Here is a 16503-nt window from a genome sequence, read left to right as displayed (position 1 = left end):
AAATTATAACTTACTTTTGGTTTACATATTCATTTAATTCATTTTGTAATTGTCTTGTTCTATTTTCTAATTCTTTTGTTAAATATTCTAATTTTTCATTACGTTTCATTGATTTAGGTAAATTTTTCGTTTCAATAGGTTCACCAAATTTAATATGTGCTGTATCCGTAATCAGCCCTTTAATTTTTTTAGGTCCTACATAAGCAGCTGGTAATATAGGTGCTCCACCCATCATAGCAATTGTCACTGCACCTCGCTTTAAGGGAGCGTCTTCAGTAAACTCTGCACGTTGTCCTGTTGGAAAAATACCTACTGTTTTATTTTCTTTTAATAGTTTAATCGGTCGTTTTAACGTACTTGGTCCTGGATTTTCTCTATCTACAGGAAATGCATTTAGTGATTTTAAAAACTTTCCAAACCATTTATTTATAAATAATTCTTTTTTTGCCATATAATGAATTTGATTTGGGTAAATAGACATACCTAACATAATTACTTCATTATAGCTTTCATGCGTACAAGTGACTACATATCTATGTAATTGTGGTATATGTTCTTTACCTTGTACAACAAGTGATTTACTAATTTTCACTATAATCCAATATAAAATTGAACTAATAAATTTATACATGCTTTCACCTACTCTTTTTGCCTTATACTTCCTTATAGATTTTATCACTTAGTTATGTTTCAAACAAGAAAATATCTAAATCAGTCTAAAGTACGATAGCAATATACTAGAAAAAAAGCAATATACCTTTCATAATATAGTTATAGTGTATGATTCAGGAGGTAAAATATGTCAGATTTTTATAACAGTCATGAGCAAAAAAATAATAATAATCAAACTAATTCATCAGCAGAACATAATAACTATAATTATCAACAAATACAGCCAAGAAAACCAAAATTCCCATGGTTCAAAACAATTATAGTAGCATTAATCGCTGGTGTTTTAGGCGCTTTATTAGTCCTTGGTATTGGAAAGATTTTTAATGGGACAATTACTAATCATGATGGTGCAACTGTAGAAGAAACATCTAACAGTAAAGGTGGCAATACCTTAGATGGTAAAAGCGATAAATATAATTCTGTTAATCAAATGATTAATAATGTGTCGCCAGCAATCGTAGGTGTAATCAATATGCAGAAAGCACAAAACCTCAATGATTTGTTACAAGGTAAATCATCTAAATCACAAGAAGCTGGTGTAGGTTCTGGGGTTATTTATCAAAAAAGTAATGGTTCTGCATATATAGTAACTAATAATCACGTTATTGATGGTGCCAGTGATATCAAAGTCCAACTACATAATTCCAAACAAGTTAATGCGAAATTAGTAGGTAAAGATGCACTTACAGATATCGCAGTGTTAAAAATCAATGACACTGAAGGCACAAAAGCAATAAAATTCGCTAATTCCTCAAAAGTAAAAACAGGTGATAGCGTATTCGCAATGGGTAACCCACTTGGCCTAGAATTTGCTAATTCGGTTACGTCAGGTATCATTTCTGCAAGCGAACGCACAATTGATACACAAACTTCTGCTGGTAATAACAAAGTAAATGTACTACAAACAGACGCCGCTATTAATCCAGGTAATTCAGGTGGTGCCTTAGTCGATATCAACGGTAATCTTGTAGGAATTAACTCAATGAAGATTGCTAGCGAACAAGTTGAAGGTATTGGCTTTGCTATACCAAGTAATGAAGTCAAAGTAACAATTAAAGAGTTAGTCGAAAAAGGAGAAGTTGAACGCCCATCAATTGGTATTGGCTTGCTCAATTTAAGTGATATTCCAGAAGAATACAAAAAAGAATTAGAAACCAATCGTAAAGATGGTGTCTATGTTGCAAAAGTCGATGGAGATAACGGTCTAAAAGAAGGCGATATTATTACTAAAATCGATGATCAAGACGTCAAAGAAGATACTGATTTAAAATCTTACTTATATCAACATAAAAAACCTGGAGACGAAGTAACAATTACCATCGAACGTAAAGGTAAGACACAAACTGTAGATATTACATTAAAAGAACTTAACACTTCTAAAGATTCTTCAAAAGAGTCCAATTCAAGTCAAAGTGGCGACAGTAGTTTAATGCCATAAATATAAACAGGCTCAAACCTATATATAGGTTTGAGCCTTATTTAATGTCTATAAAATAATATGTTAGAGAGAAATTTTATTTGTAATTTACCATAAAGTATTTCTTTTTGCCTCGACGTATAATAGTGAATTCATTATCAATTTTATCTGCTGCTGTAAATGTATATCCTACATCTTGTTGACGTTCCCCATTTATATAAATGGCACCATTCGTAACATCTTCACGAGCTTGACGTTTTGAAGATGAAATACCACTTTCTACAATAGCTTCTACGATATTTGTTGTATCATGGCTCAATGTTACTTGTGGCACATCTTTAAAGCCTTCTTTTAATTCTTGTGATGATAAAGATTTTAAATCGCCACTGAATAATGCTTGTGAAATACGAATGGCATCATTTAATGCATCTTCACCGTGAATAAATGCTGTCACATTTTCAGCTAAGGCTTTTTGTGCTTCTCTTAAATGCGGTGCTTCTTGCAATGATTGCTCCAGACGTTCGATTTCAGAGTGCTCTAAAAATGTAAAGTATTTTAAGAACTTAATGACATCATCATCTGAAGTATTGATCCAAAATTGGTAAAACTCGTAAGGACTTGTTTTAGCTGAGTCTAACCAAATAGCTCCTCCTTCAGATTTACCAAACTTTTTACCATCAGATTTAACAACTAATGGAATTGTTAAACCATATGCTTCTGTTTGACCATACATACGTCTCATTAATTCGATACCACTAGTTATATTGCCCCATTGATCAGATCCCCCTACTTGCACTTTACAGTTGTAAGTTTGATTTAAATGACCAAAATCAATGGCTTGTAATATAGTATATGTGAATTCGGTAAATGATATACCATTTTCTAAGCGTGATTGAATTGAATCTTTTGCTAACATATAATTGACGCCGACATGTTTACCGTAGTCTCTTAAAAAGTCGATTAAAGAAATCTTTCCTAACCAATCTTTGTTATTTACGAGTTGCGCACCTTTTTCTGTCTCAAATTCAAATAATTTGTGCATTTGTTGTGCAATGCCAGCAACGTTTTGCTCCACCTGTTCTTCTGTTTGTAAAACACGTTCTTCGGATTTACCTGACGGGTCTCCAATCATTCCAGTACCACCACCAAGTAAAACTATTGGTCGATGACCATGATTTTGGAAACGGCGTAACGTTAAAAATGGTAATAAATGACCAATGTGTAGACTATCAGCCGTTGGGTCAGCGCCACAATATAATGATACTTGCTCTTTATTTAATAACGCTTCTAAATTTGCTTCATCAGTCTGTTGGTATATTAGACCTCGCCATTGTAAATCTTCAATTAATGCATTTGCCATGATAAACCCTCCTATTAATATCTTATTATTTTTGAATTAAGTTTTATAACCAAAAAAATACGCCCTTACGAAATGTAAGGGCGCATATGCACGGTACCACCAAACTTTAAGTCCATCAACTTTATTAATGATACGTTCATTAACTCAAACGTTGGATTATGTTTGTAAACAAGCAAGGTGTATTCACTCAATAACAAACGATAGTTCACAGCGACCACTATCTCTCTGAAGATTATTAATCAGCTACTTCTCCTTTAATCCAAAAATAATATCGAATTGAATCTTATTATAAGTAACTCAATTTTAAAAGTCAATAATATTCTATGTTATAATGTATACAATATAAGGAGGTAGCTAATGAAACAGAGTCACACAGATCATAAAGTAAATACACATAATGATCATGTTCATAAAATGGAACAGTTCGAAAAACTTTATAAAAAACTCAAGTATTTGTTTATAGGTACTTTTATTATCATGGCTTCAATTTCAATCATTTTATTAGCTGCCTCAGTCATTTATTTTGATCATATTACCAAAGAAGCATCACATATGACGGACCACGAATTAAAAACACAATTACTTGATTTTCCTGGTAGTGAAGCACTAGATTTTAAGAATGATTCTGTGTTAGCTGCATATAATAATACAACTAATACTTTGATCGTTGGCCCAGCTCATGTCAATGAAAATGTCATTAAAGCTTTAACATCATCAGAAGATAGTTTATATTTTAAACATAATGGTATTTTACCTAAAGCATTATTACGTGCGGTGGGTCAAGATATTTTCAATACAGAAATATCATCTGGTGGAAGTACCATTACCCAACAATTAGTAAAAAATCAAATCTTATCCAATCAAAAAACTTACAATAGAAAAGCGAATGAGTTAGTACTGGCAATGCGCACAGAACAACTATTAAGTAAACAAGAAATCTTGTATACCTATCTTAATATCGTTCCATTTGGCAGAGATAGCCACGGTGCTAATATAACTGGTATAGCGTCTGCGTCTTTTAGTTTATTTGGTAAATCTTCAAATAATTTAACTGTGGCAGAATCAGCTTACATTGTAGGTTTGTTACAAAGTCCATACTTATACACGCCCTATCAAGAAAATGGCCAGTTAAAGTCCAATGACGAATTACAAATAGGTTTAGACCGTCAACACTATGTGTTAAAACGAATGCTTGTTGAAGACAAAATTTCAAAAGCAACGTTTAATAAAGCAGAACAAGAGAATTTAAAACAGAAATTACAAAGCTCTGAATAAGAATTAAAGTAAAAGGTAGAACTGAACCTACATTGTGTAGTGTTCAGTTCTACCTTTATTATGAATAACATATAACAAGTTATAGCTTATCGTTAGAATAAGCCTTGGGCATGTCCATCGTCTGTAACATCCATATTTAATGCTGCTGGTTTTTTAGGTAAACCTGGCATAGTCATAATTGCACCAGTTAGTGCAACAATAAATCCAGCACCAGTTTTGGCTTCTAATTCACGAATCGTAATTTCAAAGTCAGATGGTGCACCTAATTGTGTTTGATCATCTGTAAATGAATATTGTGTTTTTGCCATACAAATTGGATAATTATCCCAACCATTATCTTTAAATGATTGTAATTGTTTTTGGGCTTTAGATGTAAATGTCACTTTACTACCACCATAAATTTCTTTCACAATTGTTTCAACTTTTTCTTCTAATGGTAAGTCTAAATCATACAAATGTTTAAATGATTGAGGCTCTTCGATAACCTCTAAGACATTTTGTGCTAAGTCAATTCCACCTTGACCGCCTTTTTCCCATACCTCTGTTAATGATAAGCGTACGCCTTTCTCTTTCGCCCAGTTAATAACAAACTCTGTTTCAGCTTCGGTATCATGAACAAATGCATTTAATGCAATAACAGGTTCCAGACCATATTTTTTCACATTATCTACATGTCGTTCTAAATTGACAATACCGTCTTGAAGCGCTGATACATTTTCATTTTTCAACTGATCTTTAGCTACACCACCATGCATTTTTAACGCTCTTATTGTAGCTACTACTACTACTGCTGACGGTTCGAAACCTGCTTCGCGTGCTTTAATATCGATAAATTTCTCTGCACCTAAGTCTGAACCAAATCCAGCTTCAGTTACTACAATATCCGCTAAATCTCGAGCTGTTTCTGTTGCTAAGATTGAATTACATCCATGTGCAATATTAGCAAATGGTCCACCATGTACAAGTGCTGGTGTACCTTCAATTGTTTGTACTAAGTTTGGTTTAATGGCATCTTTAAGAATCATAGCTAAGGCACCTTCAACTTTTAAATCAGCTACTGATACAGGTTTACGGTCTTTAGTATAGCCTATTGTAATTTTGCTAATTTTTTCTTTAAGATCCTTAATGCCAGTCGCTAAACATAATATTGCCATAATTTCAGATGCAACAGTTATATTAAAGCCATCTTCACGTGGTACACCTTGTGTTGGTCCACCTAGACCGACGATAATTTGACGTAGTGCTCGATCATTCATGTCTAAGACACGTTTCCATTCGATTCTACGTTGGTCAATATCTAATTCATTTCCCTGATGGATATGATTGTCTATAAATGCAGATAATGCATTATTTGCTGTTGTAATTGCGTGAAAATCACCATTAAAGTGTAAGTTAATATCTTCCATAGGTAAGACTTGAGCATATCCGCCGCCAGTAGCGCCACCCTTAATACCAAATGTTGGACCTAACGCTGGCTCTCTTAATGCCACCATTACATTCTTTTTCAATTGGTTAAATGCATCTGATAGACCAACAGTCACTGTTGATTTACCTTCTCCTGCAGGTGTTGGGCTCATCGCTGTAACTAGTACAACTTTGCCTTTGTCTTTTTTATCAATCTTGTTAATATCAACTTTCGCTTTGTAATGACCATATTGCTCTAAAGCGTCAGCAGGTATACCTGCCTTTTCAGCAATATCACCAATTGGTTTTAATGTTGATTGATTTGCAATTTCTAAATCAGATAAATGTGCCAACTAAATTCGCCCCTTTTAACAAATTAATTCGATGGTATCACAAATGAGTATCATCTAAAAAGTTCTTCCATATTTATATTAACGAACTTAAGCAATATTGTCGACAATTTAAGATAGCGCTTACATTAATTTCCTTTTTAACACCTAATGTACAACATGACAAAAGACTAGAACAGCAATGCCATTCTAGTCTTTTTTATTAAAAATAATTGCCACTTTTTTATTTAAAAAGCGATGTCAATTTTAATCTTCCATTGTGCTTAAATCACCAGCTGGTAAATCTAATTCCCAAGCTTTTAATACACGTCTCATAATTTTACCAGAACGTGTTTTTGGTAATTTATCTTTAAATTCAATTTCTCTAGGCGCCGCATGTGCTGCTAATCCTTCTTTGACAAATACGCGAATATCTTCTTTTAGTTCATCTGAAGGTTCTTGACCTGGAATTAATGCAACAAATGCTTTAATAATTTCGCCCCTTACAGGGTCAGGTTTGCCGATTACACCAGCTTCTGCTACAGCTTCATGTTCTACTAATTTTGATTCAACTTCAAATGGTCCGACACGTTCACCTGCTGTCATAATTACATCATCAACACGACCTTGGAACCAAAAGTAACCATCTTCATCCATATAAGCTGAGTCACCAGATACATACCAATCTCCAATGAAATAAGATTCATATTTTTCCGGATTCTTCCAGACAGCCGTCATCATTGATGGCCAGCCTTTTTTAATCGCTAAATTCCCCATTCTGTTCACAGGCAATTCATTACCTTGATCATCAATAATAGATGCTTCAATTCCTGGCAATGGTTTTCCCATAGAACCTAATTTAATATCCATTGATGGGTAATTTACAATCATATGGCCACCTGTTTCAGTCATCCACCATGTATCCAATACGCGTTTACCAAATACATCATAAGCCCATTTAATAACTTCTGGGTTCAATGGTTCACCGACAGATAAAATACTTTTCAGCGATGACAAATCGTATTTTTTAATTACATCATCACCTGCACTCATTAACATACGTAATGCTGTAGGCGCTGTATACCAAATTGTGACCTTAAATTCATCAATCATGCTATACCATGCTTCAGGAGAAAAACGTCCCCCTGCTATACAGTTTGTAACACCATTTAGCCATGGACTAAAGATACCATAAGATGTACCCGTCACCCATCCAGGGTCAGCTGTACACCAATATACATCATCTTCTTGCATATCTAATACGTATTTACCTGAAATATAATGTACTAGCATAGCTCTTTGTACGTGTAACACGCCTTTAGGCTGACCAGTTGAACCAGATGTGTAGTGTAAAATAAGACCATCATCTAAGTCTAACCACTCTGTTTCTATTTGATCACTTGCTGATTTTAATTCCTTATTAAAGTCAACATAACCATTTTCTACTTCTTCATCCACAACAATAATAGTTTCAAGATTAGGTAACTTTTCTTGCGGGATTCTAGGTAACAACGCATTCGTGGTTACAATTACTTTGGCATCACTATTATCTAAACGATCAGCCACTGCCTTTTCCATAAATGCTTCGAATAATGGACCAACAATTGCACCTAATTTTAAAATACCAAACAATGCAAAGTATAACTCAGGTGTTCTAGGCATAAAGATAAACACTCTGTCCCCTTTTTCTACATTAGCTTTATCTTTAAGCACATTAGCTGCCTTATTTACATTTGATTTCATTTCGTTAAAAGTATAACTTTCTTTTCTCTTATCGTCCTTATAATGTAGAGCAATTTTGTCGCCCTTGCCATTATCAACATGGCGGTCTATACATTCATGCGCCATATTTACTTTACCAGAGTCATACCAAGAAAACTCTTTTTCAACATCTTTCCAGTCAAAATTGTTGTACACTTTGTCATAGTCTGTAAGGTTAAAGTTTCCTTGATCCCCTTTATATACTTCTACTTTCATTGTAAATCCCCCTCTAAATGAAATCGCTTTCTAATACTGTAGTGTAATTATATCTAATATAGACACAATTTTCAAAAATATCTGACATAAAAATAATTACTGTGTTAATTTATGTTATTTTCAATTATAATCAATATAAATAATGCCTTAAATCTATTTTAAGTTTGAAGGTGGAGTGAGTTATGGAACACAAAAAAACTTATATCTCAAAACAGTACTCAATTGATGATGTTGAATATATCATTGAAGGTCCTGTCTCGAAAGCACAACTGGATTTAATGAGTTTTGACCAAGGTTTAACTGCTTTCCGATATCCAGATGAACAATTTGAAGCTATCAAGGAAATATGCACACTAGATGAAGGCCGCATCTTTATCTTAAAGCAGCAGTCACATATTATTGGTTATGTCACTTTTCACTATCCAGATCCATTGGAACGTTGGTCTACAGGGGAGCTAGAATATTTAATCGAATTAGGGGCGATTGAAATTAGTTTACCTTATCGCAAACTGCATTTAGGTAAGGAGCTTATTCAAACTAGTCTTGCGAGCGATGAAATTGAAGATTATATCATACTCACAACAGAATATTATTGGCACTGGGATTTGAAAAATTCTGGTCTCGATGTATACGAGTACAAAAAACTCATGCAAAAATTGATGGGATACGGGAACTTAGAAATTTTCGCAACAGATGATCCTGAAATTACTAGTCATCCAGCTAACTGCTTAATGGCAAGAATTGGCAGTAGAATTACTATCGATCAATTACAAGCTTTTGATGACATACGTTTTATGAATCGCTTTTTCTTTTAAAGGGGAGAATTTTATGATTACTGAAAACAAAACGGGATATGTGTATGCACATGAATTATTACAATATCGTTTTAAAAATGACCATCCATTCAATCAAATGCGTTTAAAATTAACAACAGAATTACTCGTTGATTTAAACGCATTACATAACCATCATCTTATACAACCGAGACTTGCATCAGACGAAGAAATTGCCCTAATACATAGTTATGATTATATACAAGCTATGCACCATGCATCACATGGTATTTTAAGCGATGTTGAAGCCCGAAAATATGGTTTAGATGGTGAAGATACTATGCAGTTTAAGCATATGCATCAACACAGTGCTCGTATTGTGGGAGGAGCTTTGAATTTAGCTGATGCAATTATGACTAATAAAGTTACTAATGGATGCCATTTAGGTGGAGGCTTACATCATGCTCTGCCTGGTAGAGCAAATGGATTTTGTGTATATAACGATGTGGCAATTACTATTGCTCATCTAATACAAAAATATAATAGTAGAGTATTATGTATCGATACAGATGCGCATCACGGAGACGGTACACAATGGAGTTTTTATACGAATGATCATGTGTTAAATTATTCAATACATGAAACTGGTAAATTTCTCTTTCCGGGTTCTGGACACTATACAGAACGAGGTAGTGAACAAGGATTCGGCTACACCGTTAATTTGCCTTTAGAACCATTTACGGAAAACGATTCATACTTAGAATCTTTTAAACAAACGATTGAACCGGTAATTAAAACATTTAAACCTGATATTATTATTAGCGTCCATGGGGTCGATATTCATTATTTAGACCCACTGACACATATGAGTTGTACACTTGATGCGCTATATGAAATCCCATACTATATTAAAATGCTAGCGGATAAGTATACAGATGGGAAAGTACTGATGTTTGGTGGCGGAGGATATAATATATGGAAAGTTGTACCTCTTGCTTGGTCACACGTATTTTTAGCACTTATTGGTGAGCCAAAACAACAAGGTCCTTTACCACAAAAATGGCTTACTAAATGGCAACAATATGCACCCTGTTCCTTACCAAAAACTTGGTCCGATGAATGTACAGATTATCCTTATATTCCTAGAACAAAAGAAATATCAGCACTAAATACGAAACATGCAAAACAAGTAGCTTCATGGTTTGAATAACAATTAAAGTATAATTTGACTCAAGACCGTCATTTACAATGCTTTGAATTCTACTTATATATAATAAAAAAGCTGTCACATGTTGAATGTGTCAGCTTTTTATAGTGTCTTATTTTGTTGTACCACGATATTCAATTCTATGAGGTAAAATAACATTCGGTTCTTCGATTTCTTCCTCATTCATGTATTTTGTAAGCAATCTCATGCCTACTGCACCAATATCATATAATGGTTGAATTACACTTGATAATTGTGGTCTTACCATTTCCACTAGACGTGTGTTATTAAAACTAACTATTTGCAAGTCATCAGGAATACTCACACCTTCGTCTTGTGCACTGTGCACTAAACCAATGGCTTGTTCATCACTGATTGATAAAATTGCATCTGGTTTTGTTTTATTTAATGCTTCAAAAGCACGTACCCCATCTTTATACGTTTCATTACCATTAAAGATGTTGTCTTCATTTAAATTTAATTGGTGTTTTGCCAATACTGTTTTTAAACCTGCTAATACGTCATCTTGTGCTTTTTTAGAATAATTACCGCCAACAAAAGCGAATTCTTTTGCACCATTTAAAATTAACTGCTCTGTAATTTCTTGTGCAGCTGTTTCAAAATCAATATTAACTGAAGCGATACCTGCATCTTTACCGTTTGTACCTGAAACTACAACCGGCACAGACGACTTAGTAATTAAATCTTTAATTTCTTCAGAGATAGTACCTCCTAAGAAAATAATTCCATCTACTTGCTTACTTAATAAATTATTAAAGATTTCTTTTTCTTTGACTGGATCATTGTCAGAATTTGAAATAATTGAATGATATTTGTACATTGTCGCAATATCTTCTAATCCACGTGCAAGTTGCGAATAATAAACGTTAGAAATATCTGGTATGATTACTCCTACTGTTGTTGTACGTTTACTTGCTAAACCTCGTGCTACTGCATTCGGTCTATAGTTTAATTTCTTGATTACTTCGTTAACTTTATCTCGCGTTTCTGGTTTCACGTTTTGGTTGCCATTCACAACACGTGATACTGTTGCCATTGATACTCTAGCCTCACGCGCTACGTCATAAATTGTAACAGTCATAGTTTCCTCCTTGTAAGCGGTTTATTTGTCATTATAACCCGTTTTCATTACATTTTCAAAGTTTATCATATTTTATTGTCTAGGAAAATAATTTTGTTTCAATGTCACAATTATGTCATATATCACAAGCGTAGCGAGCTATGTTATTGCTTTAAAAATCATAAAAAACCTCTTATGTTCACTACTATAGATATCGATATCCCATGGATAATACAATATCTAATTTCTGTAGTTAAAAACACAAGAGGTTTTTATCATATAACTACTATTATTTTATTTTTTTGCTATTGTACATTTGTGCTAAAGGATTTATTTCATTGTAGAACTTATCAAATTCGTTTAAATCCATTTGTTGTCCACTATCACTTAATGCTACAGATGGATCTGGATGTACTTCAGCCATAATACCGTCAGCGCCTACTGCTAAACCAGCTTTTGCTGTTGGTAACATAATATCTTTACGTCCAGTACTGTGTGTAACATCAACCATGACTGGTAAATGTGTACCTTGTTTTAAGATTGGTACTGCTGAAATATCTAAAGTATTACGTGTAGCTTTTTCATAAGTACGAATACCGCGTTCACATAAAATGATATTATTATTACCTTGTGAAGCAATGTATTCTGCTGCATAAATAAATTCTTCAATTGTTGCAGATAAACCACGTTTTAATAATACTGGTTTGTTAGAACGTCCTGCTTCTTTTAATAATTCAAAGTTTTGCATGTTACGTGCACCAATTTGGAATACGTCTAAGTATTCATCAGCTACTTCAAAGTCTGCTGGATTAACGATTTCACTAACAACGTTTAAGTTGTATTTATCTTTAGTATTTTTTAATATTTTTAAGCCTTCAACACCCAATCCTTGGAAATCATATGGAGATGTACGTGGTTTGAATGCACCACCACGAATAAATTTTTCACCTTTGGCATGTAAATCAGCAGCCACTGCATCTACTTGTTCTTGAGACTCTACAGAACATGGGCCAAACACGAATGATTTATTGCCATCACCAATTATGCCACCGTTATCAAATTGTACAATTGTATCTTCAGGTTTTAATTTTCTAGACACATATAAATGTTTTTCATTTTCTGATTTTTGTAAATCGGTAGAGGCTTTAAAAATTTCTTTGAATAATTGCTTAATGACATTATCATTAAACGGTCCCTCATTTTTATCTAAAAGAATGTTGATCATTTCTTTTTCACGTTGTGGATCATAAACCGTAGTACCTTGTTTACTTTTTTCTTCTCCAATTTGTTGTGCTAATTCGCCTCTTTTAGATAATAATTTTAAAATTTCATCATTAATTTCAACTATTTCATCTCTGTACGCTTGTAATTTATCCGTCATTTTATTCACCTCTATGAAGATTTTAAAAACTTATATTTTATTCTGCTTTAAAGCGATAAAATATTTGTTAAAAGTAATTCTAACAATAACTGACGTTAAGTTCAAGTCATGAATGTAAATTTATCTTGTTTAAAATAGAATAACTCTAATACTAACTGAATTTTCTGTCATTTGCTAGGGTAAATTTCACACTATTCTAAAATTAAAGTTAATTAAAAATTAAACAGGATAGAAATCAAGACGTTAGTTTGACTTCTATCCTGCGCTTAACATATGTGACTAGTTTTAACTTTAAACAATTAATTTTTTATTTTAAGTTTTACTTGTCGAAGGTTCTTTTTTCAATTTTACTTTTAGCTTTTTCTTCACTTGTTCTTTGTGAAGTTCTATTTTTTTTATAGTTCACTGTTGAAGTTGAATCTTCCGTGTTTTGATCATTAGTTAAATTATTCGTAGCTTTATCATGAACAATGTGACCATTTTCAAATGATACTGATTCATGAGTTTGCGTAACTCTCTTTTCAGCTGATGGCTGTTCAGTTGAAGTTGATTGCTCTGAAGTTGATTTGTTTTCTGTATGTGCTTTCTCATTCTCACTAGTACTTGCAACTGCTCCACCAGCTAATACAGTACCTCCTGTCACTGCGCCTGCAATGTTCGCATTGTCTTTATCACTTTGCTTAGTAACAAGGTTAGGTACAGTGTTAAATTTTTGAGTAGTTTGCGGTGCTTCTGGTTCAAGCAAGTTAGCTGTGTTTTGTGCGCGTGTGTCGTCGTTTTGTAAAGCATGGTTTTTATTCTGTGCAGCTTGTGCTAAACCTTCAGCAGTTACTTTGTTAGAAGTATCTTTAGTATTTTGTACTTCTGCTGATGCTTCTTCTGATGAGCTAGCATTATCCCCATCATTATTTGTAGCTGCTGCACCCGTTGCCGCTACTGCACCCGCGCCAGCTACACCTGCAGCTCCAACTGCTGCTTTACCATTTTGGGAACCATTTTCATTTGATTGTCCAGGTTCAGCTAAATTATTTTCTGAAGCCTCTTCTTTAATTGCTTCTTGTTGTGCTGCTCTTTCTTTTTGAGTAGGCTCTACATCATTACTAGATAAAGTGCTTTGCTCTGTGTCAGCATTATTGTTATCGTCTTGTGCAAAAGTTGCTGCTCCTGCTGCTCCTGTTACTGCACCTACGCCAGCTGCACCAGCAACACCTGCTGTATTACTCTTATTCGCATCGTCATTATCTGTTTGATCTGACGTATTATTCTCTAATGATGTATCTGCTTCTTGAGCTTTTGGAGACGTATTTGCTAAATCATGAGACGCAGACTCTTGTTGGATAGCGACTTTTTGTGCATCACGCTCAGATTGACTCACAGTAGATTTAATATTATTTACTTCTGTGTCTGCTTGTTGTTTAGCATTTTGGGATTGTGACGTAATACTGGATTTAAAATCACTAGTTGTTTCTTTTTTAGTGTTTTTAGATTTAGATTTAGTAGTAACTAGGCCGACTGCTGTACCAATTACTGCTCCAACAACAAAACCATAGACAAAATTATTTCTTTCTTCATTATTGTTATACTCTTCAGGAACTTCATAACTTTCTAAGTTTTTTTCATAGTTATCACGATTATAATACGCCATAATATTTGCCTCCTATAGCAAATGCACTTAAATAAAGTAACAACCCCATTTAAGTGCATTTGTGTAAGTATATTTATTAATTATTTATTATCTACACGTGTAGTATAGCTATGATTTGTGTCACCAGCTACACTGCTCGTTTTGTAGTTTGCACTTTCTCTACGACCTCTTCTATTTTGCCATTTGTCAGCAATTTCCATTGCCACATTTGACCATTGTACAACTTGAGAAATTTTGTCTTCATTTTGAGAAATATTGTGCGTAATTGAATTAGTCACGCGGTCAACTGAACCGTTTAATGTTTGTACTGAATCACCAATACCTTTAACAGCATCAACCACTGAATTCAATCGATCAGATTTACCTTGAATATCTTCAGTTAAGCGGTTTGCTTTATGAAGTAAATCTGTTGATTCACGTGTAATACCTTGAATTTGTCCTTCAACACCATCAAGAGTTTTAGCTACGTGATCTAAATTTTTCTTCACTGAAATTAAAACCACAACGATTCCAATAACTAAGATAAGAAAAGCTATCGCTGCAATAATCCCAGCAATGGGTAAAATCCATTCCATTAAAAACGCCTCCTAATAAACATATGTTGTTATTTTATTTAAATACCCAACTCATTTTAACATAAACATACTAAAATTCGTTAACAACGCCAAGATTATCCATATATGCACGTTGAACTTTTTGAATATCACCTGCACCCATGAATAAAATAACTGCATCGCTATGTTTTTCTAATATGTCTACACTTTCTTCATCTATCAGTGTAGCACCATTTATTCTTTGAAGTAAATCTTGAATTGTTAAATTTCCAGTATTTTCTCTAATTGAGCCAAAGATTTCACATAAATACGTGTGGTCTGCTTTATTTAAACAATCTGCAAATTCTTCAAGAAAGGCTTTTGTTCTACTAAATGTATGTGGTTGAAATACAGCAATAACCTCTTTGTTCGGGTATTTTTTTCTTGCTGTTTCAATCGTAGCACTAATTTCTCTTGGATGATGCGCATAATCATCAACTAACACTTGATTGGCTACTTTAGTTTCATTAAAACGACGTTTAACGCCACCAAATGTTTCTAATGCTTCTTTAATATTGTCGACATTAAGAGATTCTAAATAGCTTATAGTAATTACTGCTAAACTATTTAAAATATTATGGTCGCCATATTGTGGTGATAAGAATGTGTCATAGTACGTGTTATTGATATACACATCAAATGTAGTGCCATTTTCATTGAATTGTACATTAGCTGCATATACATCATCATCTTGTGAAAAACCATAATAATAAACAGGTACATCTGCTTTAATATTACGTAAATGTTCATCATCACCCCAAGCAATGATTGCTTTTTTGACATTGCGAGACATTTCTTGGAATGCATCAAAAACATCATTGATGTCTTTGAAATAGTCTGGATGATCAAAATCAATGTTAGTCATAATAGCATAATCTGGATGATAACTTAAAAAGTGTCTTCGGTATTCACACGCTTCAAAAGCAAAATATTCGCTAGCTGGTATACCTAAACCAGTACCATCACCAATTAAAAATGACGTTTTTTTATCGCCGTTCATTACATGTGATAATAATCCAGTAGTTGACGTTTTACCATGAGCTCCTGTTACTGCTACAGAAGTATACTGATTAATGACATGCCCTAAAAAGTCATGGTAACGAATTACTTCTAAATTTAAATCATGCGCTTTTGTAACTTCTTCATGTGTGTCTGGAAAGGCATTGCCTTGAATTACTACCATATCTTTCTTGATATTATTGGCATCAAACGGAAGTATGTTTATACCTTTATTTTTTAATGCAACCTCTGTAAAAACATAACTTTCGATATCAGAGCCTTGTACTTCATGGCCAAGATCATGCATGATTTGTGCTAGTGAACTCATACCAGCGCCTTTTATACCGACAAAATGATAATGTGTCATACGAACACTCCCTTTTATATATA

Annotated in this window: 13 protein-coding genes; 4 read left to right on the top strand and 9 right to left on the bottom strand. The window is 33.6% G+C overall.

Annotated elements, in window-relative coordinates; all coding sequences use genetic code 11:
* Positions 1 to 10: 10 nt before the first annotated feature.
* Complete coding sequence (locus CD036_RS00795) at positions 11 to 631, bottom strand: lysophospholipid acyltransferase family protein (RefSeq protein ID WP_103387811.1); 621 nt, start codon at positions 629 to 631, stop codon at positions 11 to 13.
* Between the two features lie 168 nt (positions 632 to 799).
* On the opposite strand from CD036_RS00795, the gene CD036_RS00790 reads away from it, so the two are divergent.
* The gene (locus tag CD036_RS00790; protein ID WP_103387810.1) at positions 800 to 2110 is read left to right on the top strand and encodes a S1C family serine protease; all 1311 of its coding nucleotides are present in this window, start codon (positions 800 to 802) and stop codon (positions 2108 to 2110) included.
* Positions 2111 to 2186: 76 nt separating this feature from the next.
* Here the strand turns inward: CD036_RS00790 and tyrS are convergent, their stop codons facing one another.
* Positions 2187 to 3449 (bottom strand): tyrosine--tRNA ligase, encoded by a 1263-nt coding sequence (gene tyrS, locus CD036_RS00785; protein WP_103387809.1) that lies wholly within the window; start codon positions 3447 to 3449, stop codon positions 2187 to 2189.
* A gap of 357 nt (positions 3450 to 3806) precedes the next feature.
* Here tyrS and CD036_RS00780 point away from each other — a divergent pair, with 357 nt between their 5' ends.
* Positions 3807 to 4724, top strand: a complete 918-nt coding sequence (locus CD036_RS00780; RefSeq protein ID WP_021459805.1) for a biosynthetic peptidoglycan transglycosylase — start codon at positions 3807 to 3809, stop codon at positions 4722 to 4724.
* Between the two features lie 92 nt (positions 4725 to 4816).
* Here the strand turns inward: CD036_RS00780 and CD036_RS00775 are convergent, their stop codons facing one another.
* Positions 4817 to 6481: a formate--tetrahydrofolate ligase gene (locus CD036_RS00775; RefSeq protein ID WP_002510209.1), complete on the bottom strand. Its 1665-nt coding sequence runs from the start codon at positions 6479 to 6481 to the stop codon at positions 4817 to 4819.
* A 243-nt stretch (positions 6482 to 6724) separates the two neighbouring features.
* Positions 6725 to 8434, bottom strand: a complete 1710-nt coding sequence (gene acsA, locus CD036_RS00770) for an acetate--CoA ligase (protein ID WP_002510208.1) — start codon at positions 8432 to 8434, stop codon at positions 6725 to 6727.
* A 182-nt stretch (positions 8435 to 8616) separates the two neighbouring features.
* Here acsA and CD036_RS00765 point away from each other — a divergent pair, with 182 nt between their 5' ends.
* Both CD036_RS00765 and CD036_RS00760 read left to right on the top strand, forming a co-directional pair.
* Positions 8617 to 9249: a GNAT family N-acetyltransferase gene (locus tag CD036_RS00765; protein ID WP_103387808.1), complete on the top strand. Its 633-nt coding sequence runs from the start codon at positions 8617 to 8619 to the stop codon at positions 9247 to 9249.
* A gap of 13 nt (positions 9250 to 9262) precedes the next feature.
* Positions 9263 to 10417 (top strand): acetoin utilization protein AcuC, encoded by a 1155-nt coding sequence (locus CD036_RS00760; protein ID WP_002510206.1) that lies wholly within the window; start codon positions 9263 to 9265, stop codon positions 10415 to 10417.
* Positions 10418 to 10526: 109 nt separating this feature from the next.
* On the opposite strand, the gene ccpA is transcribed toward CD036_RS00760, so the two are convergent.
* The 5 genes from ccpA to murC form a co-directional block, all read right to left on the bottom strand.
* Positions 10527 to 11516, bottom strand: coding sequence for a catabolite control protein A (ccpA, locus tag CD036_RS00755; RefSeq protein ID WP_002510205.1), 990 nt, complete (start codon positions 11514 to 11516; stop codon positions 10527 to 10529).
* A 268-nt stretch (positions 11517 to 11784) separates the two neighbouring features.
* Positions 11785 to 12876, bottom strand: a complete 1092-nt coding sequence (locus tag CD036_RS00750) for a bifunctional 3-deoxy-7-phosphoheptulonate synthase/chorismate mutase (RefSeq protein ID WP_103387807.1) — start codon at positions 12874 to 12876, stop codon at positions 11785 to 11787.
* Positions 12877 to 13195: 319 nt separating this feature from the next.
* A complete protein-coding gene (locus CD036_RS00745) occupies positions 13196 to 14521 on the bottom strand; it encodes a hypothetical protein (RefSeq protein WP_103387806.1) in 1326 nt (441 codons plus the stop codon).
* A gap of 80 nt (positions 14522 to 14601) precedes the next feature.
* Entirely contained in the window at positions 14602 to 15096 is a 495-nt protein-coding gene (locus tag CD036_RS00740) for a DUF948 domain-containing protein (RefSeq protein ID WP_002510202.1), read from the bottom strand.
* A 70-nt stretch (positions 15097 to 15166) separates the two neighbouring features.
* Positions 15167 to 16480 carry a UDP-N-acetylmuramate--L-alanine ligase gene (murC, locus tag CD036_RS00735; RefSeq protein WP_103387805.1) on the bottom strand — a complete coding sequence of 438 codons (1314 nt, stop codon included), beginning with the start codon at positions 16478 to 16480 and terminating at the stop codon, positions 15167 to 15169.
* Positions 16481 to 16503 lie beyond the last annotated feature (23 nt).

Source organism: Staphylococcus arlettae, assembly GCF_002902345.1.
GTDB classification, from domain to species: Bacteria; Bacillota; Bacilli; order Staphylococcales; family Staphylococcaceae; genus Staphylococcus; species Staphylococcus arlettae.
This window is presented reverse-complemented; position numbering and strand designations above follow the sequence as displayed.